A 21,457-nucleotide genomic window follows, 5' to 3' on the forward strand; every position below is an offset into this window, starting at 1 on the left:
CCATGGTCGGCAGGGGGGGTTACATCGGTATGAACGAATAGAGTCGATATCGTGACGGCCTGGTGTCGCGTCGGGAGATGACCGCAACGCCGAAGGCCCCTCACCTGGGGGCTTCAGCGTTCAGCCGGAGCGTGCCGGCCGGTGCGTCAGCGGGCCTGGCGCCGGGTCATGATGCCCAGCACGGCGCAGGCCAGGCCGATGAGCACCATCACGGCGATGACCCAGAGCGGGCTGTAGAAGGTGGTGTAGACCTCCCAGCCGGTGAGGCGCAGCAGCTCGGAGAACCGGGTCGTCGCGCCGGCCAGGTGGCCCCCCAGGGTGCCGGTGGTGGCGAACAGCAGCCCGCCGATCAGTGCCAGGATCACCAGCACCCAGCGCCGGCCCCCGTCGAAGGCGGCCGCGCCGGCGCGCCACACCAGCACGGTGAGCATGGTGTAGAGGCCCAGCGACCACAGCGCCATCAGGACATGGTTGCGCACCATCGGGCTGGCCAGGTTGGCCTCCAGCGGCCAGACCAGCAGGCCGGTGACGATGGCGGCCAGGGCGCCGAGCAGGCTGAGCACCAGCACCGGCAGCAGAGCGGCGCGGCTGAGCTCGGCCAGGCGGCCGGACAGCAGGGCGCCGACCAGGATCATCAGGGTGGCCAGTGCCCAGAACGCCTCCGGGAAATGGACGAGCATATGGTGCATGCCGGTCATGAGCGGTCTCCTCGGCGAGTCGGGCGGAAGGCGGGCAGCAGGGCGAGGGTCACGCCGAGCATGGCGAGCAGGCCGGCGATCAGCGTCAGGCCCCATTGGCGGGTGATGGCATCGTTGAACTCCCTCTCCACGCCGTAGAGCGCCAGCTGCTTCTCGCTGTGACGGGGCCGCACCGGCATGCCGGCGGCGATGTCGTCGGCTCCGGCATGGGCGCGGCTGGTCAGCAGCGGCCAGTCCACCTGCCCGGGGTAGAACAGGGTCATCTCGAACCAGTCGTCGCTCCAGTCCGGAGAGTCGCCGTCGATGCGTTGGGCCTGGATGTCGGCGTGGCGGCCGAGCCCCAGCGAATGGGGGTGCGAGACGTAGTGCCAGCGACTGCCGGTGGCATTGCGATACACGGCGATGCCGATGTCGTAGACGCCCTGTTCGCGGAAGGCCTTGTCGTCCAGTGGGCTGCGGGTATCCATGTCGCGCACCAGGGTCACGTCCCAGTGGCCCTCTTCCCAGCGGGCCTGACCGTGCACCGCGATGTCGCCGCGGGAGCCGGCGGGATCGCGCAGCAGGCGGCGCGGGATGACGTCGCCGTTCTGCCAGTCGTGGTCGGGGTCGAAGTCGGTGCGGTTGGCCTCGGAGAGGTAGTAGAGGCCGTCGAAGTCGACCTGGCCGGACGTCACGTCCTCCCAGCGCAGGGTGCGCTGGCCGGTCTGCTCGGGGTCGAGCATCCAGAGTGGGCGGTTGTTGTCGGCGTCCCAGTTGGTGGTGTAGGGGCCGGTGCCGGCGTCGCTGTTGCGGTACTCGCCGATCCACTGGTCATCGGAGGCGCCGATGGGGTTGGAGCGTCCGGCGCGCCAGTGCCAGAGGTCGAGGAAGTAGCCGGCCTCGCGCTGGGTTGCCAGGACGTCGGCATCCACCACGCTGCGCCAGTCGTGCTGGTCCGTCCGCGTGCCCGGCAGGTACTTGCGCACGTCGCTCTGGCCGAGTCGCTCGCCCAGGTGTGGATGGGCGATGACCTCGGCGGGCGAGGCCGAGTCGCTGAAGAAGCGCATCCGGTCGCCGACGGTGATATAGCCGCCGTAGCGGCCGAAGTCCGGGACGCCACCGTCGTCGACCAGCATCGCCACCCGGTCCTCATAGGTGCCGTCGGGATCGGGGCCGGCTCGGGAGTTGCCGTGACGGATCCATTCGCCGTCCTCGAAGCGCAGCATGTCGTGATAGACGTGGGCGCGTTCGGCGGGCCAGCGGTAGCGGAAGAAGATTCGGTCACCGTTGTAGGCGGCCTGCACCTGCAGCGGCATGGTCAGTTCATCGGGGACATGGATATTGCGCTCGAGGTCGTTGCCGACCACTCCGGTGCCCTGGGTGATCCAGGCCAGTCCGAGGGCAATCGGCAGGCCGAGGACCAGCCACGGGCCGGCACCCTTGTCATGACTCGCCATGTGATCTCCTGCATCATGGGGTAAGCGGATGTTTCCTGGTGTCAGTGTGGACCATGCACGCATGAACGACCTGACACAGATCAAGTCAGGCGTGACAATCCGCCACATCGGTTGAATGTGCCGGCCGATCCGCAACAATGAGCAGCAGGCGTGGGACGAGAGGGGACGATGCGACGCTACCCGAAGCCGGGCGATATCGCCCTGGTGGTGGCCCTGCTGGTGCCGCTGGTGGTGGCGCTGCCGCGGCTGGGCTGGCCGGGCGCCGAGGGTGCCGGTGCCTGGCTGGGCTGGATCGGCCGCACCACGGGGATCCTGGGGCTCGCCATGCTGCTGCTGGCGGCGGCGGTGAGCATCCGGCTGCCGGGCATGGATCGCTGGTTCGGCGGGCTGGCCCGGTTGTGGCACCTGCATCACTGGCTGGGGTTCGGGGCCTTCATCCTGGTGATGATCCATGCCCTGGCGCTCGGCCTGGCAGCGGTGTCCCTCTCGCTGGAGGTGGCGGTGGTCACGCTCTTCCCGCCGCTTTCCCACGCTGCCGTCTGGTTCGGCTGGCTGGCGTGGCTGGCCATGGTGATCTTCCTGGCGCCGACTTTCGACTTCTTCGGCCGGCCCCATTACCAGCGCTGGAAGCGGCTGCATCTGGTCTCTGCCGCGGCGCTGGTGCTGGGCCTCGGGCACGCGCTGCTGCTGGCCGGAGAGACGGCACTGTGGTGGCTGCTGGGGCTGGCCGGGCTCGCCGCCATCGCCTGGCGCAAGCTGGTCTCGCCCCGAGTCGCGCGGCACGCCTACCGGATCGAGACGGTGACGCCCCTGGCGCGAGGTGTCGTGGAGCTGGTGCTCGCGCCGGAAGGAAAGGGCATCGAGCACGAGGCGGGGCAGTTCGTCTATCTCACGCCGCTGGACGAGACCCTCACCGCCGGACATGGCGAGGAGCACCCCTACACCATCGCCTCGGCGCCGGGGGACGCGCGGTTGCGCATCGGCATCAAGGATCTGGGCGATGCCAGCCATGCCCTGCTGGGCGTGACCCCGGGCACCCGGGTGCTGGTCGAGGGGCCCTACGGCGAGTTCTACGGTCGCCGCTTCCCCGAGCGTGACCGGCTCTGGCTCGGTGGCGGAATCGGCATCACCCCCTTCGTCGGCGGTGCCCGCGAGATCGCCGAGCGGGGCCTCGCCGGGGGGCGTGTGCACCTGGTCTACCTGGCCAACGGGCCGGATCGCGCCTACTACCTGGATGAGCTCGAGGCGATCGGCGCGCGGGTCGAGGGCTTCACGGTCACGCCTCACTTCTACCGCGAGCTGGGCCCTTTGACCGAGGCCTTCCTGCGCGAGCACTGCTCCGACTTCACCGAGCGCGAGATCTATCTCTGCGGGCCGCCGGCCATGAATGCGTTTCTGAAACGGTTGCTGGCCGACCAGGGAATTCCGGCGTCACGACTCCACAGCGAGGTCTTCGATTTCCTATGAACAAGATCGCCTATACCGCTTTCATCGCTTTCGTCGCCAGCGTGCTGACCCTGGTATCGGTCAGCGCCCTCTCCGGTGCCGACCGTGATGCCGCCGCCGATGAGGCCCTGGGTCCGATCACCCTGGAGGAACTTGCCGAGCATGACAACGCCGAGAGCTGCTGGAAGGCCATTCACGGCCGGGTCTACGACATCACCGACTACGTGCCGCGGCACCCGACCGACGAGGCGGTGATCCTCGAATGGTGTGGCCGGGAGTCCACCGCGGGCTGGGATAACAAGCGCCCCGGGGTGCCCCACAGCCCACGGGCGGCCACCCTGCTCGAAGACTACCTGATCGGTCGCCTGGTGGACGAGCGCGGTGAGCCGGAGCTGGCCGCGAATCCCGCCGTGGAAAGCCCCGACGATGGTGTGTCCCGGGCGCAGTCGCCCGCCGCCGACGAGCGGCTACACCGTGCCATGCTGGGCCTGCCCCAGGATGGGCACTATCGCGGCGTCTTCATCGACCGTGGCGTTATCCAGGTCAATGTCACCTTCGACCTGCGCGATGGTCGCTTCGAGTCGATCGACTACCGCCACCTGGCCTATCGCGACGTCGACTACCTGACCCTGGCGGAGGGCGACGACCTGCATCCGGTGCGTGTCCAGCACGAGCAGATCGCCGAGCGCCTGGTGGGTGAGCCGGTGACCGCCATCTTCGCGCTCTACGAGCCGGAGCGGGTCGTCGACGACATCGACGGCTTCAGCGGTGCCACCCTGCGCGGCGCCAAGGTGATCTCGGCGATTCGCGACGGCCTCAACCGCGGTGTCTACAGCTGGCCCTGATCCGGGTCAGGATGGGGAGGCTCGCCATCGGGCAGGATATGCGGTAAAGGTAATGGATTAACAATGACAACCACGGCCGGGAACTTCCGCATGTCCACGCCCCCCAGGCCCGCCGTCGCAGGCGACAGCGATCGCGTCGCCGCCACGGACGTCGAGCGTGCCCATCTGCTGGTGGGCGAACAGGTCCATATGCTCTACGAGCGACTGTGGCAGCCGGTGCTCTGTAGCGTGCTGGCGGCCATCCTGCTGGTGACGGCCATGTGGCCGGTGCTGCCGGCCGAGCCGTTGTTGGGCTGGCTGGGGGCCGTGCTGGTGGTGTCGGGGCTGCGCCTCTGGCTGGCCCGGCGTTTCCAGGAACTGCCCGGCTGGCGCCGCCGCCAGCGTCGCTGGCTGTGGCGCTTCGCCCTCGGCACCCTGGTCGCCGGTGGGGTATGGGGCATCGCCGGCCTGGTGATGTTCACCATGGAGCACCACGGCCAGCTGGCGGCCCTGACCATCGTGCTGACCGGCATCGCCGCCGGTGGTGTCACCACCCTCTCGGCCGTCTGGTGGGTGGCACCGGCCTTCGTGCTGCCGGCCATGTTGCCGCTGCTGGTGCAGTTCCTGCTGCAGGGCACTCCGCTGGCCTGGTTGCTGGCGGTGCTGGTGGTGCTGTTCCTGGCGCTGGTGATGGTGATCAGCAACCGTCTGTATCGCTTCATCTCCGACAACCTCGAGCTGCGCCTTACCATGGCCTCCCGGGAGCAGCAACTGCGCGAGAGCGAGAGTCGCTATCGCACCATCTTCCGTCATTCGCCGCTGGGGGTGATGCACTTCGACCGCCATGGCCGGGTGCTCGACTGCAACGCCCGTTGCCTGGCGATTCTCGGCATCCGTCGTTCCCGCCTGCTGGGCCTCAATCTACTCGAGCAGGTGGAGGATCCCCGGGTCGTCCGTGCGGTGAGCGATGCCCTGGAGAACGGTTCCGGTGTCTTCGAGGGCGAATACCGCGCCCTGGCGAGTGGCAAGACCACGCCGTTGCGCGCCTTCTACAGCGCCATGCGGGACGCCGACGACAGGGTGACCGGCGGGGTGGCGATCATCGAGGACTTCACCGAGCGCAAGCGGGCCGAGGCGACCATTCACCGCCAGGCCTATTTCGACCCCCTCACCGATCTGCCCAACCGCCGCCTGCTGATCGAGTCGCTGGAGACGGCCATCGCCACCCGGCGCGGGTCGGCGGGGCAGGGGCTGGTGATCTTCCTCGACCTCGATCGCTTCAAGATGATCAACGACTCCCTGGGCCATGCGATCGGCGACGAACTGCTGCGCCAGGTGGCCGCCAGGCTCCGGGCCTGCCTCGAGGAGGACGACATGGCGGCCCGGCTCAGCGGCGACGAATTCGTGGTGCTGGTGCCGCGGCTCTCACTCGCCGAACCGGCTGGCGACGGGACCGGCCTGCTGGCCCTGGCCGAGGCTCGCGCCGGCAGCCTGCTGGCGGCGGTGCGTCGGCCCTACGACCTGGATGGCCGCCGGATCAGCGTGACCCCCAGCATCGGCTACACGCTGTTTCCCTTCGGCGATGAGGCGGTAGGTGACGTGCTGCGCCACGCCGACACCGCCATGTACCAGGCGAAGGCCCAGGGGCGGGCACGGATCTGCCACTTCGAGCCGGCCATGCAGGCGCGGGTGGCCTGGCGGCTCGAGATGGAGCAGGCCCTGCGCCGGGCGTTGCTGGCGGGGGAGCTGGCCCTCCACTACCAGCCCCAGGTGGACGAACGGGAGCGACTGGTCGGGGTCGAGGCGCTGCTGCGCTGGACCCATCCGGACCACGGTGTCGTCTCGCCGGGGGTGTTCATCGCCATTGCCGAGGAGAGCGACCTGATCGTCGAGCTCGAGACCTGGGTGCTCGACAGCTGCTGCGCCCTGCTGGCCCGCCAGTCCGAGGCGTGTCTGCCGCGGCTCTCGGTGAACATCAGCGCCCGGCACTTCGCCCAGCCGGAATTCGTCGAGACCCTGATGCGCCTGCTCGAGGCCCACCGGGTCGACCCCGGCCGGCTGACCGTGGAGCTCACCGAGAGCATCATGATCGACAGCCTGGACGCCGCCGCCGAGCGCATGCGGGCGCTCAAGGCGCTGGGAGCGCGCATCGCGCTGGACGACTTCGGCACCGGCTTCTCGTCGCTCAGCTACCTGAAACGTCTACCGCTGGACGAGCTCAAGATCGACCGCAGCTTCGTCAGCGACATCGAGACCGACGCCAGCGACGCCGCCATCGTCGAGACGGTGCTGGCCATGGCCCGTCACCTGAAGCTCGCGGTGGTGGCAGAGGGGGTCGAGAATGCGGCCCAGCTCACCTTCCTGGCGGCGCGAGGCTGCCGCTGTTTCCAGGGGTTCCACTTTCACCGGCCGATGCCGGAGCCGGCGCTGGCACGCCTGTTGGGCGAGCGGGTGCAGGTGCCACCGTCGGCCTGAGTTCATCCGATGACGCCGCTGGCCCACAGCCACAGTGCGATCAGCGCGAAGTGGCCCGGGTACCAGGCAAGCCATAGCCGTCTCGGCATGGCGCTCGGTACCGCGGGGGTCAGGCGATGGGCCCCGGCGGCCAGCCACAGGATCGCCAGGCAGGTGGCCACGGTGAACGACTTGGCCATGTCGGAACTGTTCATCAGCCCGGCCACCACCAGCACCGGTAGCGTGAAGGCCACCGCCGTCAAGCGCTCGGTCAGGGCGTCGCCGGCCTGGTGCAACCGGTGCATGGCGAGCATGAACAGGGGGATCAGCAGCAGGCCGCGGTGACCGTACTCGACCCAGTCGCCGAGCAGCTGCCAGACTGTCAGCGAGACCGCGATGCCGAGCACGACCCAGTAGGCCTCGAGCTCGCCGCGGCGCTGGCGGGCGAGCAGGTCGCGCAGCCAGGCGCCCCAGGCCAGCCCCGCGGCCAGGGTGAAGCAGACGTTGAGAATGAACGCATCCGAAGCCCGGGGCATCATCATGTAGGGCAGCTGGGCGACCAGGCCGATCACCAGGATGCGCCGGGCGTAGCGCAGCGGGTTGCGGGTGTTGAAGAGCCCGTGCCAGGCGACCATGGCGGCGAACAGCGGGAAGGCGATGCGTCCGATCGAGGCTCCGGCCCAGTCGAGCTCCCAGCCGGTGGGCAGCGCATAGCGGGTCAGGTGGTCGATGGTCATGGTGACGAGTGCCAACCATTGTCCCCAGCCGGTCCAGGTCGAGGAGGGGCGGTCGGCGGTGGCAGCGGCGGCCTGGGCGGTCATCGTGACCTCCATGTGGTGATGACAGTGGTGATGACAGTGGTGACGACAGTGACGGTGGACCGAGGGCCGGGGCGGGAGTTCCCTGCCGGTGGCCGAGGCTCGAGCGGGAGAGCGTCGATGCGGAACGGTTTCGGATTCGACCTGCGCAGCATGGAGATCTTCGTCGAGACGCTCGAGCAGGGCAGCCAGAGTGCCGCGGCGCGTAGCCTGGGTCTCAAGCAGTCGTCGGTCTCGCAGAGCCTGGCCAACCTGGAACAGGCGCTGGGCGTGGCGCTGTTCAAGCGCCATTCACGGCCGCTGGAGCCGACCGGCGCGGGGCGCTTCTTCTACGACCGGGCCAGGCACCTGCTCGACGATGCCCGCGCCACCCGTCGCGAACTGGTGTCGGGCGCCTTCGGCCAGCTGCACCAGGTACGCATGGCGCTGGTCGACTCGCTGGCCACCGCGGTAGGGCAGCCACTGATCGAGGTCATCAGGCGCCATACCAGCGACTATACGCTGACCACCGGCCTCTCCCATATGCATGGCCACTCGCTGCTGACGCGACATGTCGACATCATCATCTCCGACGATCGCCTGGAGAATTACGATGGCCTGGAGCGCCACGCGGTACTGGGGGAGCCCTTCGTGCTGGTCCTGCCGGGTGACTGGGGCGGGCCGGTGGACAACCTGCGCTGGCTGGCACGGCAGCTGGACTTCGTGCGCTATACCCCGCAGTCGCTGATCGGCCAGACGGTCGAGCGCCACCTGCGCCTCAACCGGCTGGAGCTGCCGGCCCGGCTGCATCTCGACAACACCTTCGCCTTGCTCCGCCTGGTCAGCGCCGGCGTGGGCTGGACCATCACCACGCCGTTGTGCCTCTATCAGGCGGGCTTCGCCGGCCTGGGGGTAAGGGTGGCGCGGTTGCCGACCGAGCCGCTGCGCCGCGAGCTGACCCTGGTGTCGCGGCGTGACGAGCTGGGTGGGCTGCCGGGCCAGCTGGCCAGCGACAGCCGCCGCCTGCTGGAACGTCACTTCTGCGTCGATATCGAGCGTGAGCTGCCCTGGCTGGTGCCGGAGCTGCGTCTCGGCGCTTGACGCCGAGACGGCCTCTCGTCCTGAGCGGCCCGCTGCCTGGTGGTGAAGTCGCGACCGATGATGCCCCTGGCGGGTGCATTATCGATTTCATCGATAGTGCGAGCGTCATCGGGATCGATGATCTTTGTGCTTTGCCGACCCCTCTGCTCAGACTGGAACGATACGGATTGTCACCACGAATCGTTACCGGATACGGGGCACTGCGACACGATGCCAAGAACAATACGGCTCTATGTCCGCTGGGTGGATGCGTTCAACCGCCGGGTGGGGCGGATCATCATGTACCTGGTCTTCGTGATGATCGGTGTGCTGCTCTTCGCCTCCGTTTCGCGTACCGCCTTCAACAGCCCGCTGATCTGGAGCGTCGAGGTCTCCCAGTTCCTGATGGCGTCCTACTACCTGCTGGGCGGTGCCTACTCGATGCAGCTGGCCGCGCACGTGCGCATGGACCTGTTCTACTCGCGCTGGTCGGATCGCACCCGCGCCGTCGTCGATGCCCTCACCATCGTGCTGCTGTTCGTGTTCCTCGGTGCCCTGCTGGCCGGCGGGATCTCGAGTACCGAGTACGCCCTGCGCTACGGCGAGAAGAGCTACACCTCCTGGGCGCCGCCGCTGGCGCCGATCAAGATCATCATGACCTTCGGCATCGTGCTGATGCTGCTGCAGAGCCTCTCGACCTTCTTCAAGGACGTCGCCCGGGCGTGCGGGGAGGCCCTCGAATGAGCTATCAGATGATCGCCCTGACGATGTTCTCGTCGATGATGCTGCTGCTGCTCACGGGGCAGCGGGTGTTCGGGGTCATCGGCTTCGTCGGCGCGGCCTCGGCCCTGCTGCTGTGGGGCACCGGCGGGGTCGAGATGCCCTTCAACGCGGCGATCCAGCTGATGAACTGGTACCCGCTGCTGACGCTGCCGCTGTTTGTCTACATGGGCTACATGCTCTCGGAGTCGGGGATCGCCAGCGAGCTCTACGAGATGTTCCACGTATGGATGGGCTCGCTCAAGGGCGGGCTGGCCGTGGGCACCATCGGCCTGATGGTGGTGGTGTCGGCGATGAACGGGCTGAGCGTGGCGGGCATGGCCATCGGGGCGACCATCGCCCTGCCGGAACTGCTGCGCCGCGGTTACGACAAGATCATGGTCACCGGGGTGATCCAGGCCGGGAGCTCGCTGGGCATCCTGGTGCCGCCCAGCGTGGTGCTGGTGCTCTACGGCATGATCGCCCGCCAGCCGGTCAGCCAGTTGTGGCTGGCCGGGGCGATTCCCGGGCTGATCATCGCCGCGCTGTTCGTCGTCTACATCGTCATCCGCTGCCACTTCCAGCCCCACCTGGGGCCGGCGCTGCCCGCCGAGGAACGCCAGATGAGCCTGGCCGAGAAGCTCCGGTTGCTGCGTGCCGGCATCCTGCCGCTGCTGATCTTCTTCTTCATGACCGGGCTGTTCCTGATGGGGGTGACCAGCCTGGTGGAGAGCTCGGCGGTGGGGGCGCTGGCGGCGACACTGGCGGCGCTGGTCAAGCGGCGGCTGAGCTGGGTGGTGATCGAGAACACCGTGCGCAAGACGCTCGGCATCAGTTGCATGTTCATGTGGATCATCCTCGCGGCGCTCTGCTTCGGGGCGGTGTTCGACGGCCTGGGGGCGGTGCGCGCCATCGAGGGCCTGTTCCTCGACCGCATCGGCATGAGCCCCTGGCAGATACTGGTGATGATGCAGCTCTCCTACATCCTGCTCGGCATGTTTCTCGACGATACCGCCATGCTGGTGATCGTGGCGCCGCTCTATGTGCCGCTGGTGATCAGCCTGGGGTTCGATCCGATCTGGTACGGGGTGCTCTACACCATCACCGTGCAGATCGCCTACATGACCCCGCCGTTCGGCTACAACCTCTTCCTGATGCGCGCCATGGCACCGCCCGAGATCTCGCTGGGCGATATCTACCGCAGTGTGTGGCCCTTCGTCGGGATCATGCTGATCGGGCTGGCGCTGATCACCGCCTTCCCGCAACTGGCGCTGTGGCTGCCGCAGCTCTATCGCGGCTACTGATGCGCCGAGGCAACCGATCGGAGCCAGGAGGTGCCTTCACCCGACACGACCGCCTGACATGTCTTGCCACACAACAAGCACAACCGCAGGAGAAGAGACCATGAGCAACCGTCGCGACTTCCTCAAGAAGGCCGGGGTGGCCACCGCCGCCACGGTCGGCGCCGCCACCATCGGCGCCCCCTATGTGCATGCCCAGTCACGCAGCCCGATCCGTTGGCGGCTGCAGACCTATGCCGGCCCGGCTCTCGCCGAGCATGTCATCAAGCCCTCCATCGACGCCTTCAACCGGGCCGCCAACGGCGAGATGGAAATCGAGCTCTACTACTCCGATCAACTGGTGCCCACCGGCGAGCTGTTCCGTGCCATGCAGCGCGGCACCATCGATGCCGTGCAGAGCGACGACGACTCGATCAATGCGCCGGTCGACGTCTCGGTGTTCGGTGGCTACTTCCCCTTCGCCTCGCGCTACAGCCTCGACGTGCCGGCGCTGTTCCACCACTACGGCCTCAAGGAGATCTGGGAAGAGGCCTACGGCGAGATCGAGGGCGTCACCTGGCTGGGCTCGGGGGCCTGGGACCCGTGCAACTTCGTCACCCGTGACCCGATTCGCAGCCTCGAGGACCTGCGGGGCAAGCGGGTCTTCACCTTCCCCACCGCCGGGCGCTTCCTCAGCCGCTTCGGCGTGGTGCCGGTGACCCTGCCCTGGGAGGACATCGAGGTGGCGATGCAGACCCGCGAGCTCGACGGCATCGCCTGGGCGGGCATCACCGAGGCCTATACCGTGGGCTGGGCCGATGTCAGCAACTACTACCTGACCAACAACATCTCCGGCGCCTGGTCGGGGTCCTACTTCGCCAATACCGAACGCTGGGACGAATTGCCCGAGCACCTCAAGACGCTGTTCCGGCTGTGCATGGACAACTCCCACTACTACCGCCAGCACTGGTACTGGTGGGGCGAGGCGCACTACCGCACCACCGGCGGCAAGCTCGAGCTGACCTCGATTCCCGAAGAGGAGTGGCAGACCATCGAGAACGAGGCGCTGGCGTTCTGGGACGAGATCGCCGCGGAGAGCGAGCGCAGCGCCAGGCTGGTGCAGATCCTCAAGGACTATCGCCAGACCATGCAGGATGCCGGCCCTCCGTATCGCTACGGTTGATACGACGCCTGGGTGACGCTCGCCGCCGACGACACCGGACAGGCGCTGCCGTGGTGTCGTCGAATCCTGACATCGCTGTGCCCCGGACCGATGCGGGGCCGGCCTGTCACGATCGGTTCCCGGGCCAAGGAGAACGCGATGCGCAGCGGTTTCGGCTTCGATCTGCGTAGCATGGAAATCTTCGTCGAGACCCTCGAGCGTGGCAGCCAGACCGCCGCGGCCGAGAGCCTCGGCCTCAAGCAGTCGTCGGTGTCCCAGAGCCTGGCCAATCTCGAGGAGGCGCTGGGCGTGACCCTGCTGAACCGTCACTCGCGCCCGCTGGAACCCACCGGCGCCGGCCGCTTCTTCTACGATCGCGCCAAGCGCCTGCTGAACGAGGCGCGCGGCACGCGGCGCGAACTGGTGTCGGGGGCCTTCGGTCGCCTGCATCAGGTGCGCATGGCGCTGGTCGACTCCCTGGCCACGGCGGTGGGCAAGCCACTGATCGAGGTGATCAAGCGTCATACCGGCGACTATACGCTGACCACCGGCCTGTCCCACATGCATGGCCATGCGCTGCTGACCCGCCATGTGGATATCATCATCTCCGACGACCGGCTGGAAAACTATGACGGTCTGGAGCGGCATGCCATCCTCGGTGAACCCTTCGTGCTGGTGCTGCCCGCCGACTGGGCAGGACCGGTGGACAACCTGCCCTGGCTGACACGGCAACTGGACTTCGTGCGCTACACGCCGCAGTCGCTGATCGGCCAGAGCATCGAGCGGCATCTGCGCATCAACCAGGTGGAGTTGCCGGCCCGGCTGCATCTCGACAACACCTTCGCCGTGCTGAGCCTGGTCGGCTCCGGCGCCGGTTGGACCATCACCACCCCGTTGTGCCTCTACCAGGCGGGGCTCGACCGTTTGACCGTGAGGGTTGTTCCCCTGCCCACCAAGCCGTTGCACCGTGAATTGACGCTGGTGGCACGGCGCGACGAGCTCGGCGACCTGCCGGCGCAACTGGCCCGTGACGGTCGTCGCCTGCTCGAGTGCCACTACCGCGCCGAACTGCAGCGGCACCTGCCCTGGGTGCTGCCGGAGATCGTCACTTGATGGCTGGCCCCTTGCCCCCGCTATGGGCCGTTCCGATGGCGACCCTGTCAGCGCGACCGATGCTGTTTGCGGAGCGTCTCGACACCGCATCACACTGTAGATACACCCCGGGCCCCGGCGGATAGGGGACCTCGTGGTCCAACAGCTGGGTCTACAGCTGAGGGCCTGCAGCCATGTTCCAACAGCTATGTTCCAGCGGCTATGTTCCAACGGCTATGTTTCAACAACAACGAGAAACGAGAGACTGAGGAACGCTCGATGAGTCGAATGCAAGCGAGAGACATCAAGACCCCGGAGGATGCCCGGCGGATCGTCGAGGAGCGCGGCCTGAGCCACGTCAAGGTGGGCATGTTCGACATCGACGGCGTGATGCTCGGCAAGTACATGCGGCGCGACAAGTTCTTCTCGGCCCTGGAAGACGGTTTCGCCTTCTGCGACGTGGTGCTGGGCTGGGACAGCAAGGATGAGCTCTACGACAACGTCACCTTCACCGGCTGGCATACCGGCTATCCCGATGCGCCGCTGAAGATCGTCCCCGACAGTTGCCGCGAGCTGCCCTGCGAGGGCGACGACATGCTGCTGTTCCTGGCCGAGTTCGATGGCCCGGCCGAAGGGCTCTGCCCGCGTGGACTGTTGCAGCGTGTCCTGGAACGCGGGCGCGGGATGGGTTACGAGGCCTTCGGCGCGCTGGAGTACGAGTTCTTCCTGTTTCAGGAGACGCCGGAGTCGGTGCGCGAGAAGGGCTTTCGCCATCTCAAGCCGCTGACCCCGGACATGATGGGCTATTCGATGCTGCGCAGCTCGGTGCACAGCGAGCTCTACCATGAGCTGCTGGCGCTGTCGGAGGCTATGGACTTCCCCATCGAGGGCCTGCATACCGAGACCGGCCCCGGCGTGCTCGAGGCGGCCATCGGCGTCGACGGCGCCCTGGCCGCCGGCGACAAGGGCGCGCTGTTCAAGGTCTTCACCAAGGTCTGGGCCCAGCGGCGTGGCCTGATGGCTACCTTCATGGCCAAGTGGTCGCCCGACTACCCGGGCCAGAGCGGGCATATCCACCTGTCGCTGCGCGAGATCGACAGCGGCAAGTCGGCATTCTTCGCGGCCGACAAGCCCCATCAGATGAGCGACGTGCAGCGCCACTTCGTGGCCGGGCAGCAGAAGCTGATGCCGGAGCTGCTGGCCATGTTCGCGCCGACCATCAACAGCTACACCCGGTTGATCCCGGGCTTCTGGGCCCCCACCGAGGCCACCTGGGGGGTCGAGAACCGCACCACGGCGCTGCGCGTGATTCCCGGCAGCGACAAGTCGCAGCGCGTCGAGTACCGCCTCGGCAGCGCCGATGCCAACCCCTATCTGGCGCTGGCCGCGGCGATCGGCGCCGGGCTCTACGGCATCGAGCAGCGACTCGAGCCCGACGAGCAGGTCGAGGGCAATGCCTACGAGCTCGACCACCCCGAGCATCAGGCCCTGCCGCGGACCCTGTGGGAGGCCGCCCAGCGGTTGAGGGCCTCCGAGGCGGCCCGCGAGCTGTTCGGCGACGCCTTCGTCGAGCACTTCGCCGCCACCCGGGAATGGGAGGAGCGGCAGTTCCGCCGGCATATCACCGATTGGGAACTGGATCGCTACTTCGAGATCATCTGAGGACAAGCCATGGCCATACAGAAAACGATTTCCCCGGTCGACGGCTCGGTGTATGTCGAGCGCGAGCAGGCCGATGCGGCACGGGTCGAGGCGGCGCTGGCGCGGGCGGTCGCGGCTCAGCGTGAATGGCGGGAGACGAGCCTCGCCGAGCGGGCCCGCTACTGCTCGCGCATGGTGGATGCCTTCGTCGCCCGTCGCGACCAGTTGGCCGAGGAGCTGACCTGGCAGATGGGCCGGCCGATCGCCGCCGCCGGCGGCGAGATCGGCGGTTTCGAGGAGCGCGCGCGGACCATGATCGGCCTGGCCGAGGCGGCCCTGGCCCCGATCGCACTTCCCGACAAGCCGGGCTTCACCCGCTACATCACCCGCGAACCGCTGGGGGTATCGTTCATCGTTGCGCCCTGGAACTTCCCCTTCATGACCGCGGTGAACGCCATCGTGCCGGCGATCATGGCCGGCAATACGGTGATCCTCAAGCACTCGGCCCAGACGCCGTTGTGCGCCGAGCGTCTCCAGCAGGCCTTCGACGAGGCGAACCTGCCGGAGGGTGTCTTCCAGCATCTGCACCTGTCCCACGAGGCCACCGAGGCGCTGATTCGCGATGCTCGCATCGATCACGTCTCCTTCACCGGGTCGGTGGGGGGGGGCGCGATGGTCGAACGCAATGCCGCGGGGCGCTGCATCGCCACCGGCCTCGAGCTGGGCGGCAAGGATCCGGCCTACATCCGCGCCGACGTGGATCTGGACAGTGCCATCGAGGGGGTGATGGACGGCGCCTTCTTCAACTCCGGCCAGAGCTGCTGCGGCATCGAACGGATCTATGTGCAGCACGAGATCTTCGACGTCTTCGTCGCGCGCGCCGTGGCCTGGGTCAAGCAGCTCCGGCTCGGCAACCCCACCGACGCGGCGACCACCCTGGGGCCGCTGGTCAAGCCGGCGGCGGCGGACTTCGTGCGTGGCCAGATCGAGGAGGCGGTGGCGGCCGGTGCCAGGGCCTGGATCGACCCCGGCGACTATCCGCTGTCCACGCCCGGCAGCGCCTACCTGGCACCCCAGGTGCTGACCGGCGTCGACCACACCATGCGCGTCATGCGCGAGGAGAGCTTCGGCCCGGTGGTCGGGATCATGCCGGTGGATTCCGACGACCAGGCCATCGAACTGATGAACGACAGCGATTTCGGCCTGACCGCGGCGGTCTTCACCCGCGACATCGCCGCCGGCGAGGCCATCGCCCGGCGCCTCGAGGCCGGTACGGTGTTCACCAACCGCTGCGACTACCTCGACCCCGAACTGGCCTGGACCGGCGTCAAGCACTCCGGGCGCGGCTGCTCGCTGTCGCGGCTGGGTTACGAGACCCTGACCCGGCCCAAGTCCTTCCATCTCAAGCATGCCTGACGGCGGAGGTCCCCATGAGCTTCGAACCCGACCACTACCGCATGGGCTGGAACTATCCGGCCCCCATCCTCACCGGGCCCGGTCGCATCCGCGAGCTTCCCGGGCTGTGCCGTGAACTGGGCATGAAAGCGCCGCTGCTGGTCACCGACCCGGGCCTGGCGGGATTGCCGATGGTGCGCGAGCTGGTCCAGGCCTGCGCGGATACCGGCCTGGGTGTCGCCGTGTTCAGCGACATCAAGGGCAACCCCACCGGCAGGAACGTGGACGACGGCGTGGCGGCCTTCCGCAACGGCGGCCACGACGGCGTGATCGCCTTCGGCGGTGGCTCGGGGCTGGATGCCGCCAAGGCGGTAGCGCTGATGGCCAATCAGCGCGAGGAGCTGTCGCTGTGGGCGCTGGAGGACATCGGCGACAACTGGAAGCACGCCGACGGTGAGGCCATCGTCCCGGTCATCGCCGTGCCCACCACCGCGGGCACCGGTTCCGAGGTCGGCCGGGCCTCGGTGATCACCGACGAGGACGAGCACGTCAAGCGCATCATCTTCCACCCCGGCATGGTGCCGGCCACGGTGATCCTCGACCCCGAGCTCACCGTAGGGCTGCCACCGGCGATCACCGCCGCCACCGGCATGGATGCGCTGTCCCACTGCCTGGAGGCCTGGTGCTCGCCGCGCTACCACCCCATGGCCGAAGGGATCGCCGTGGAGGGCATGCGCCGGGTGCGCGACTACCTGCCGCGAGCGTTCCGGGACGGTGGCGACCTCGAGGCGCGCATGAACATGCTGGTGGCCTCGAGCATGGGCGCCACCGCCTTCCAGCGCGGGCTGGGCGCCATGCATGCCCTGGCCCATCCCCTCGGGGCGCTGCATGACGCCCACCACGGCACCCTGAACGCCATCCTGATGCCCTATGTGCTGCGTGCCAACGAGCGCGCCATCGGCGAGCCCATGGTGCGGCTGGCGCGCTACCTCGACCTGCGCCAGCCCGGCACGGCGGCGGTGATCGACTGGGTGCTCGAGCTGCGCGAGCGGCTCTCGATTCCCCATGCCCTGGCCGAGCTCGACATCGACACCCGCCAGGCCGACAAGGTCGGACAGATGGCGGTGGCGGATCCCTCTTCCGGTACCAACCCCATCGCCTTCGATGCCGGCCAGTACCGCGAGATCTTCGTCAAGGCCGTCGAAGGACGGCTCTAGGCCGCGGCATTGCGGTTGCGGGTGGCACTACCGGAAAGGAGGTGCATCGATGCGTATCGGACTTCTGCAATGCGATGACGTGGCGCTGGAACTGCGTGACGAGCATGGCAATTACCCCGAGATGTTCCAGCGGCTGTTCACATCGGTGGATCCGACCCTGACGTTTCGCGTCTGGCGTTGCCTCGATGGCGAGATTCCCGACGATGTGGACGTCGTGGACGCCTGGCTGACCACCGGATCGAAGTTCGGCGTCAACGACGGCCTGGCCTGGGTCGACGAGCTGTGCGGCTTCGTGCGCGAGCTGTGGTACGCCGGCAAGCCGCTGGTGGGCATCTGCTTCGGCCACCAGCTGATCGCCAGGGCACTGGGCGGCGAGGTGGTCAAGAGCCCTCGTGGCTGGGGGGTGGGGATGTCGTTCAACCGGGTCACCGAGCATGCCGAGTGGATGACGCCGTGGCAGGAGGGGCTCGATCTGGTGGTCAGTCATCAGGATCAGGTGAAGGCGCTGCCGCCGGAGGCGAGGGTGCTGGCCGGCAGCGACTTCTGTCCCGTCTACCTGATGCAGGTCGGCGAGCACTTCCTCGGCGTGCAGGGCCACCCGGAATTCGCCAAGCCCTACTCCCGTGACCTGATGCAGCTGCGCCGCGAACTGGTGGGCGCCGAGCGGGTGCGCGAGGGCCAGGCCTCGCTGCACGCCCCGGTGGACGATCAGCTGATGGTGCGCTGGATCCTCAACTTCATGAAGCGTGCCATGGAGGGCGGCGGAGATGACGGCTGACACGGCCTGGCAGTGGCCCATGGCTGAACTCGATGCCGCCACGGCCAACCTGATCCTGCTGGGCATCATCCTCAGCCTGAGCATCTGCGCCGATGCCGTGGCCAACCGCATGCGCTTGCCGCGGATCTCGCTGCTGGTCGTGGTGGGTGTCGGAGTGGCGGTCGTCCAGCAGTGGGGGCTGGGGCAGGCCGGGGCCAGGCCGCTGGACGGCCTGAGCGAGCCGCTGCTCCAGGTGGCGCTGGTGATGGTCGCCTTCCTGCTGGGGGGCGAGCTGACCCTGGCGCGGTTGCGCAGCACCGGCCCGCTGATCGTGATCGTCTCGCTGGCGGTGATCGCCATGGGGGTGCTGTTCGTCGGTGCCGGCCTGCTGCTGCTCGGTTTCCCGCTGGCGGTGGCGGTGAGCCTGGCGGCGATCTCGGTGGCCACCGACCCGGCGGCGGTCAGCGAGACGGTGCACGAGAGTGGCGACACCCGCTTCCGCGCCCGCCTGCTGATGGGCATCGTCGCCATCGATGATGCCTGGGGGATTCTCGTCTTCGGGCTGGCCATGGCGCTGCTCGGCTGGCTGCTCTCCGGCGACGGCGGCCTGGCACTGGCGCAGGCCGGCTGGGAACTGGGCGGTGCCCTGGTGCTGGGTAGCGTGGTGGGGCTGCCGGCGGCCTGGCTGACGGGGCGACTGAGGCCCGGGGAACCTACCCAGGTCGAGGCGGTCGCGCTGATCCTGCTGCTGGCCGGGCTCTCCACCTGGCTCGAGGTCTCGGCCCTGCTGGCGGCGATGATTGCCGGCGCCCTGGTGGCCAACCTCTCTTCCCACCATACCCGCTCGTTCAATGAGATCGAGCACATCGAGTGGCCCTTCCTGGTGTTCTTCTTCGTGCTCTCCGGGGCCAGCATCGATTTGCGCCACCTGGGCGACGCCCTCTGGCTCACCCTGGCCTATGTCGTGCTGCGCCTGGCGGGCCGCTACCTCGGCGGCGTGCTGGGGGGCCACCTGGCCCGCCGGCAAGCTACCCGCCTGCCCCACGACATCGGCCTGGCGCTGACCCCCCAGGCCGGCATCGCCATGGGCATGGCGCTGCTGGTGGTGGAGCGCTATCCCGAACACGGGGCGGTCCTGCTCGCGGCGGTGGTCGCCTCCACCGTGGTCTTCGAGGTGGTCGGCCCGTTGATGGTCAGGCACGTGCTGCGCTGAGCAGTCGCAGGCCGTTGGCCACCACGATCAGGCTGGCCCCCATGTCGGCGAACACCGCCATCCACAGGGTGGCGTGGCCGCTGAACGCGAGGCCCATGAACACGGCCTTGATGCCCAGCGCCAGCACGATGTTCTGCACCAGCACCGAGCGCGTGGCCCGGGAGAGGCGCAGGAAGGTGGCCAGCCGCCGCGGGTCGTCGTCCATCAGCGCCACGTCGGCGGTCTCGATGGCGGCGTCGCTGCCGGCGGCGCCCATGGCGAAGCCGATATCGGCCCGGGCCAGCGCCGGAGCGTCGTTGATGCCGTCCCCGACCATGCCGATCGCCCCCGCCCCGGCACGCGCCTCGATCATCGCCAGTTTCTCTTCGGGCAGCAGGGCCCCGTGGGCCTCGTCGATGCCGGCGTCGGCGGCGATGGCGGCGACGCTGGCCGGGTTGTCGCCGCTGAGCATCAGCGTCGTCACGCCCAGCTCATGCAGGTCGGCGATGGCCTCGCGGCTCTCGGGCTTGAGCGGGTCACTCACCGCGAACAGTGCCAGCGGCCGGTCGCCCTCACCGAGGATGACCAGCGTCTCGCCACGGGCTTCCCGCTCGGCCAGGCGCGCTTCGAGCCCCTCGTCCAGATCCGTGAAGCCTGCCAGCAGGCGGCGGTTGCCGAGCCAGACCGGGCGCCCTTCGACCCGGGCGGTGACGCCGCGGCCGGGCCGCTCGTTGAGGGCCTCGATCTCCAGTGCCTCGATGCTCTCCTCCCGGGCGGCCCGGGCCAGGGCCCGGGAGACCGGGTGGCCCGAGCGTTCGGCGAGCCCGGCGGCCAGGGAGCGCAGCCGGCGACGCTCGGCCTCGCCGGCGGCCGCCTCCAGCGGCTGCCAGTGGCACTGGGTGGGCTCGCCGCGGGTCAGGGTGCCGGTCTTGTCGAAGGCGAGGGTGCGCAGGCGACGGCCCTGCTCGAGGAAGGTGCCCCCCTTGATCAGGATCCCGGCCCGCGCCGCCGCCGAGAGGCCGCTGACGATGGTCACCGGGGTGGAGATCACCAGGGCGCAGGGACAGGCGATCACCAGCAGCACCAGGGCACGGTAGATGCCCTCCAGCCAGGCGACGCCGAGCAGCCAGGGGGCCAGCAGGGCGGTGAATACGGCGACGGCGAACACCGCCGGGGTGTAGACGGCAGCGAAGCGGTCGATGAAGCGCTGGGTGGGGGCGCGGCTGGCCTGGGCCTGTTCGACGGCGTGGATGATCCGCGCCAGGGTGGTGTCGGCGGCGGCCCGGGTGGTGCGGTAGGTGAACTCGCCGTCACGGTTGACGGTGCCGGCGAAGACGGTATCGCCCGGGGCCTTGTCGACCGGCAGGCTCTCGCCGGTGATGGGGGACTCGTCCAGCGCCGGGTGGCCGAGCTCGATCTCGCCATCCAGGGCGATGCGCTCGCCGGGGCGCACCCGGACCCGGCTACCGGTCGGAACCGCGGCGGCGGGCTGCAGCGCGTAGCGGCCATCGGCCTGCTCGACCGTGGCCTGCTCCGGGGCCAGCGAGAGCAGCTCGCGGATGGCGTGGCGGGCGCGGCCCAGGGAGCGCGCCTCGATGCGTTCGGCCAGGGTGAACAGCACGATCACCATGGCCGCCTCGGCCCAGTGGCCGATCAGCAGCGCCCCGGTCACCGCCACGCTCATCAGCGCGTTGATGTTGAGGGTGCGGTGGCGCAGGGCGATGAAGCCCTTCTTCCAGGTCGGCAGGCCCACCATGGCGATGGCCACCAGGGCCAGCAGGGCAGGCAGCCAGGGGGTGGCCAGTTCCAGCCACTCGCTCGCCTCGGCGGCGAGCGCCACCAGGGCAGCGATGCCCAGCTTCCACCAGCGCTCCTCGCCGCCGCTGGCGGCCTCGCTCCGGCGTGCCGGGTCGAGGGCTTCAGGGGTCATGCCGGTGGAGGCGATGCGCCGGCGGATCGCCTCCTCGTCGACGTCGCGGTGGTGGACGGTCAGTACCCGCCCGATCAGATCGAAGTCGAGCCGCTCGATGCCCGGCATGCCCCCCAGCGCGCGGCGCAGCAAGGCTTCTTCGGTGGGGCAGTCCATGGCCTCGATGCGCAGGCGCAGCGAGCGGGCGTCCGGCGGCGGTGCGCTCGGCCGCTCCGGGGCGAGGGGGGGCGCGGTGCAGCTCGAGCAGCAGGATCGTTCGGTCATGGATGGGGCTCCGTGTCATCGTCTATGCTGATG

At 68.6% G+C, this 21,457-nt stretch carries 17 protein-coding genes; 13 read left to right on the forward strand and 4 right to left on the reverse strand.

The features are described 5' to 3' along the window. Positions 1 to 146 precede the first annotated feature (146 nt). On the reverse strand, positions 147 to 698 hold the full coding sequence (locus C1H66_RS07125; RefSeq protein ID WP_102627206.1) for a DUF2231 domain-containing protein: 552 nt from the start codon (positions 696 to 698) through the stop codon (positions 147 to 149). Continuing rightward, positions 695 to 2,134 carry an ethylbenzene dehydrogenase-related protein gene (locus C1H66_RS07130; RefSeq protein WP_240618239.1) on the reverse strand — a complete coding sequence of 480 codons (1,440 nt, stop codon included), beginning with the start codon at positions 2,132 to 2,134 and terminating at the stop codon, positions 695 to 697. Before C1H66_RS07130 ends, C1H66_RS07125 begins: the two co-directional genes overlap by 4 nt. A 168-nt stretch (positions 2,135 to 2,302) precedes the next feature. Here C1H66_RS07130 and C1H66_RS07135 point away from each other — a divergent pair, with 168 nt between their 5' ends. From C1H66_RS07135 to C1H66_RS07145, 3 genes are all read left to right on the forward strand, one after another. Next, positions 2,303 to 3,601: a ferredoxin reductase family protein gene (locus C1H66_RS07135; protein ID WP_102627208.1), complete on the forward strand. Its 1,299-nt coding sequence runs from the start codon at positions 2,303 to 2,305 to the stop codon at positions 3,599 to 3,601. Further along, positions 3,598 to 4,425 carry a cytochrome b5 domain-containing protein gene (locus C1H66_RS07140; protein ID WP_102627209.1) on the forward strand — a complete coding sequence of 276 codons (828 nt, stop codon included), beginning with the start codon at positions 3,598 to 3,600 and terminating at the stop codon, positions 4,423 to 4,425. Before C1H66_RS07135 ends, C1H66_RS07140 begins: the two co-directional genes overlap by 4 nt. Before the next feature lie 90 nt (positions 4,426 to 4,515). Next, a complete protein-coding gene (locus C1H66_RS07145; RefSeq protein ID WP_240618240.1) occupies positions 4,516 to 6,879 on the forward strand; it encodes an EAL domain-containing protein in 2,364 nt (787 codons plus the stop codon). 2 nt (positions 6,880 to 6,881) lie between these two features. Here the strand turns inward: C1H66_RS07145 and C1H66_RS07150 are convergent, their stop codons facing one another. Next, positions 6,882 to 7,679, reverse strand: coding sequence for a TraX family protein (locus tag C1H66_RS07150; RefSeq protein WP_102627210.1), 798 nt, complete (start codon positions 7,677 to 7,679; stop codon positions 6,882 to 6,884). 117 nt (positions 7,680 to 7,796) lie between these two features. On the opposite strand from C1H66_RS07150, the gene C1H66_RS07155 reads away from it, so the two are divergent. The 10 genes from C1H66_RS07155 to C1H66_RS07200 all read left to right on the forward strand — a co-directional run bounded on the left by C1H66_RS07155 (position 7,797) and on the right by C1H66_RS07200 (position 19,251). Then, complete coding sequence (locus C1H66_RS07155) at positions 7,797 to 8,756, forward strand: LysR family transcriptional regulator (protein WP_102627211.1); 960 nt, start codon at positions 7,797 to 7,799, stop codon at positions 8,754 to 8,756. Between the two features lie 210 nt (positions 8,757 to 8,966). Continuing rightward, complete coding sequence (locus C1H66_RS07160; protein ID WP_102627212.1) at positions 8,967 to 9,479, forward strand: TRAP transporter small permease subunit; 513 nt, start codon at positions 8,967 to 8,969, stop codon at positions 9,477 to 9,479. Then, entirely contained in the window at positions 9,476 to 10,798 is a 1,323-nt protein-coding gene (locus C1H66_RS07165) for a TRAP transporter large permease (protein ID WP_102627213.1), read from the forward strand. Before C1H66_RS07160 ends, C1H66_RS07165 begins: the two co-directional genes overlap by 4 nt. A gap of 100 nt (positions 10,799 to 10,898) precedes the next feature. Next, complete coding sequence (locus tag C1H66_RS07170) at positions 10,899 to 11,957, forward strand: TRAP transporter substrate-binding protein (protein WP_102627214.1); 1,059 nt, start codon at positions 10,899 to 10,901, stop codon at positions 11,955 to 11,957. A gap of 138 nt (positions 11,958 to 12,095) precedes the next feature. After that, a complete protein-coding gene (locus C1H66_RS07175) occupies positions 12,096 to 13,049 on the forward strand; it encodes a LysR family transcriptional regulator (RefSeq protein ID WP_102627215.1) in 954 nt (317 codons plus the stop codon). Positions 13,050 to 13,307: 258 nt separating this feature from the next. Next, complete coding sequence (locus C1H66_RS07180) at positions 13,308 to 14,690, forward strand: glutamine synthetase family protein (protein WP_102627216.1); 1,383 nt, start codon at positions 13,308 to 13,310, stop codon at positions 14,688 to 14,690. A 9-nt stretch (positions 14,691 to 14,699) separates the two neighbouring features. Continuing rightward, on the forward strand, positions 14,700 to 16,085 hold the full coding sequence (locus C1H66_RS07185) for an aldehyde dehydrogenase family protein (protein WP_102627217.1): 1,386 nt from the start codon (positions 14,700 to 14,702) through the stop codon (positions 16,083 to 16,085). A gap of 14 nt (positions 16,086 to 16,099) precedes the next feature. Continuing rightward, entirely contained in the window at positions 16,100 to 17,281 is a 1,182-nt protein-coding gene (locus tag C1H66_RS07190; RefSeq protein WP_102627218.1) for an iron-containing alcohol dehydrogenase, read from the forward strand. A 49-nt stretch (positions 17,282 to 17,330) separates the two neighbouring features. After that, the gene (locus C1H66_RS07195) at positions 17,331 to 18,059 is read left to right on the forward strand and encodes a glutamine amidotransferase-related protein (protein ID WP_102627219.1); all 729 of its coding nucleotides are present in this window, start codon (positions 17,331 to 17,333) and stop codon (positions 18,057 to 18,059) included. Continuing rightward, on the forward strand, positions 18,049 to 19,251 hold the full coding sequence (locus tag C1H66_RS07200; RefSeq protein ID WP_102627220.1) for a cation:proton antiporter: 1,203 nt from the start codon (positions 18,049 to 18,051) through the stop codon (positions 19,249 to 19,251). The genes C1H66_RS07195 and C1H66_RS07200 overlap by 11 nt, the downstream gene beginning before the upstream one ends. Here the strand turns inward: C1H66_RS07200 and C1H66_RS07205 are convergent. Further along, positions 19,232 to 21,424 carry a heavy metal translocating P-type ATPase gene (locus C1H66_RS07205; protein WP_102627221.1) on the reverse strand — a complete coding sequence of 731 codons (2,193 nt, stop codon included), beginning with the start codon at positions 21,422 to 21,424 and terminating at the stop codon, positions 19,232 to 19,234. The two genes, C1H66_RS07200 and C1H66_RS07205, sit on opposite strands and share 20 nt — an antisense overlap. Between the last annotated feature and the right edge of the window lie 33 nt (positions 21,425 to 21,457).

This window comes from Halomonas heilongjiangensis (genome assembly GCF_002879645.1).
GTDB classification, from domain to species: Bacteria; Pseudomonadota; Gammaproteobacteria; order Pseudomonadales; family Halomonadaceae; genus Halomonas; species Halomonas heilongjiangensis.

Bases quoted from the DNA above. Each gene is read 5' to 3' on its own strand.
- C1H66_RS07175 (WP_102627215.1), top strand. From the start codon at position 12,096: ATGCGCAGCGGTTTCGGCTTCGATCTGCGTAGCATGGAAATCTTCGTC.
- C1H66_RS07135 (WP_102627208.1), top strand. From the start codon at position 2,303: ATGCGACGCTACCCGAAGCCGGGCGATATCGCCCTGGTGGTGGCCCTG.
- C1H66_RS07205 (WP_102627221.1), bottom strand. From the start codon at position 21,424: ATGACCGAACGATCCTGCTGCTCGAGCTGCACCGCGCCCCCCCTCGCC.
- C1H66_RS07190 (WP_102627218.1), top strand. From the start codon at position 16,100: ATGAGCTTCGAACCCGACCACTACCGCATGGGCTGGAACTATCCGGCC.
- C1H66_RS07155 (WP_102627211.1), top strand. From the start codon at position 7,797: ATGCGGAACGGTTTCGGATTCGACCTGCGCAGCATGGAGATCTTCGTC.
- C1H66_RS07180 (WP_102627216.1), top strand. From the start codon at position 13,308: ATGAGTCGAATGCAAGCGAGAGACATCAAGACCCCGGAGGATGCCCGG.
- C1H66_RS07195 (WP_102627219.1), top strand. From the start codon at position 17,331: ATGCGTATCGGACTTCTGCAATGCGATGACGTGGCGCTGGAACTGCGT.
- C1H66_RS07170 (WP_102627214.1), top strand. From the start codon at position 10,899: ATGAGCAACCGTCGCGACTTCCTCAAGAAGGCCGGGGTGGCCACCGCC.
- C1H66_RS07200 (WP_102627220.1), top strand. From the start codon at position 18,049: ATGACGGCTGACACGGCCTGGCAGTGGCCCATGGCTGAACTCGATGCC.
- C1H66_RS07145 (WP_240618240.1), top strand. From the start codon at position 4,516: ATGTCCACGCCCCCCAGGCCCGCCGTCGCAGGCGACAGCGATCGCGTC.
- C1H66_RS07125 (WP_102627206.1), bottom strand. From the start codon at position 698: ATGACCGGCATGCACCATATGCTCGTCCATTTCCCGGAGGCGTTCTGG.
- C1H66_RS07165 (WP_102627213.1), top strand. From the start codon at position 9,476: ATGAGCTATCAGATGATCGCCCTGACGATGTTCTCGTCGATGATGCTG.
- C1H66_RS07140 (WP_102627209.1), top strand. From the start codon at position 3,598: ATGAACAAGATCGCCTATACCGCTTTCATCGCTTTCGTCGCCAGCGTG.
- C1H66_RS07130 (WP_240618239.1), bottom strand. From the start codon at position 2,134: ATGGCGAGTCATGACAAGGGTGCCGGCCCGTGGCTGGTCCTCGGCCTG.
- C1H66_RS07160 (WP_102627212.1), top strand. From the start codon at position 8,967: ATGCCAAGAACAATACGGCTCTATGTCCGCTGGGTGGATGCGTTCAAC.
- C1H66_RS07185 (WP_102627217.1), top strand. From the start codon at position 14,700: ATGGCCATACAGAAAACGATTTCCCCGGTCGACGGCTCGGTGTATGTC.
- C1H66_RS07150 (WP_102627210.1), bottom strand. From the start codon at position 7,679: ATGACCGCCCAGGCCGCCGCTGCCACCGCCGACCGCCCCTCCTCGACC.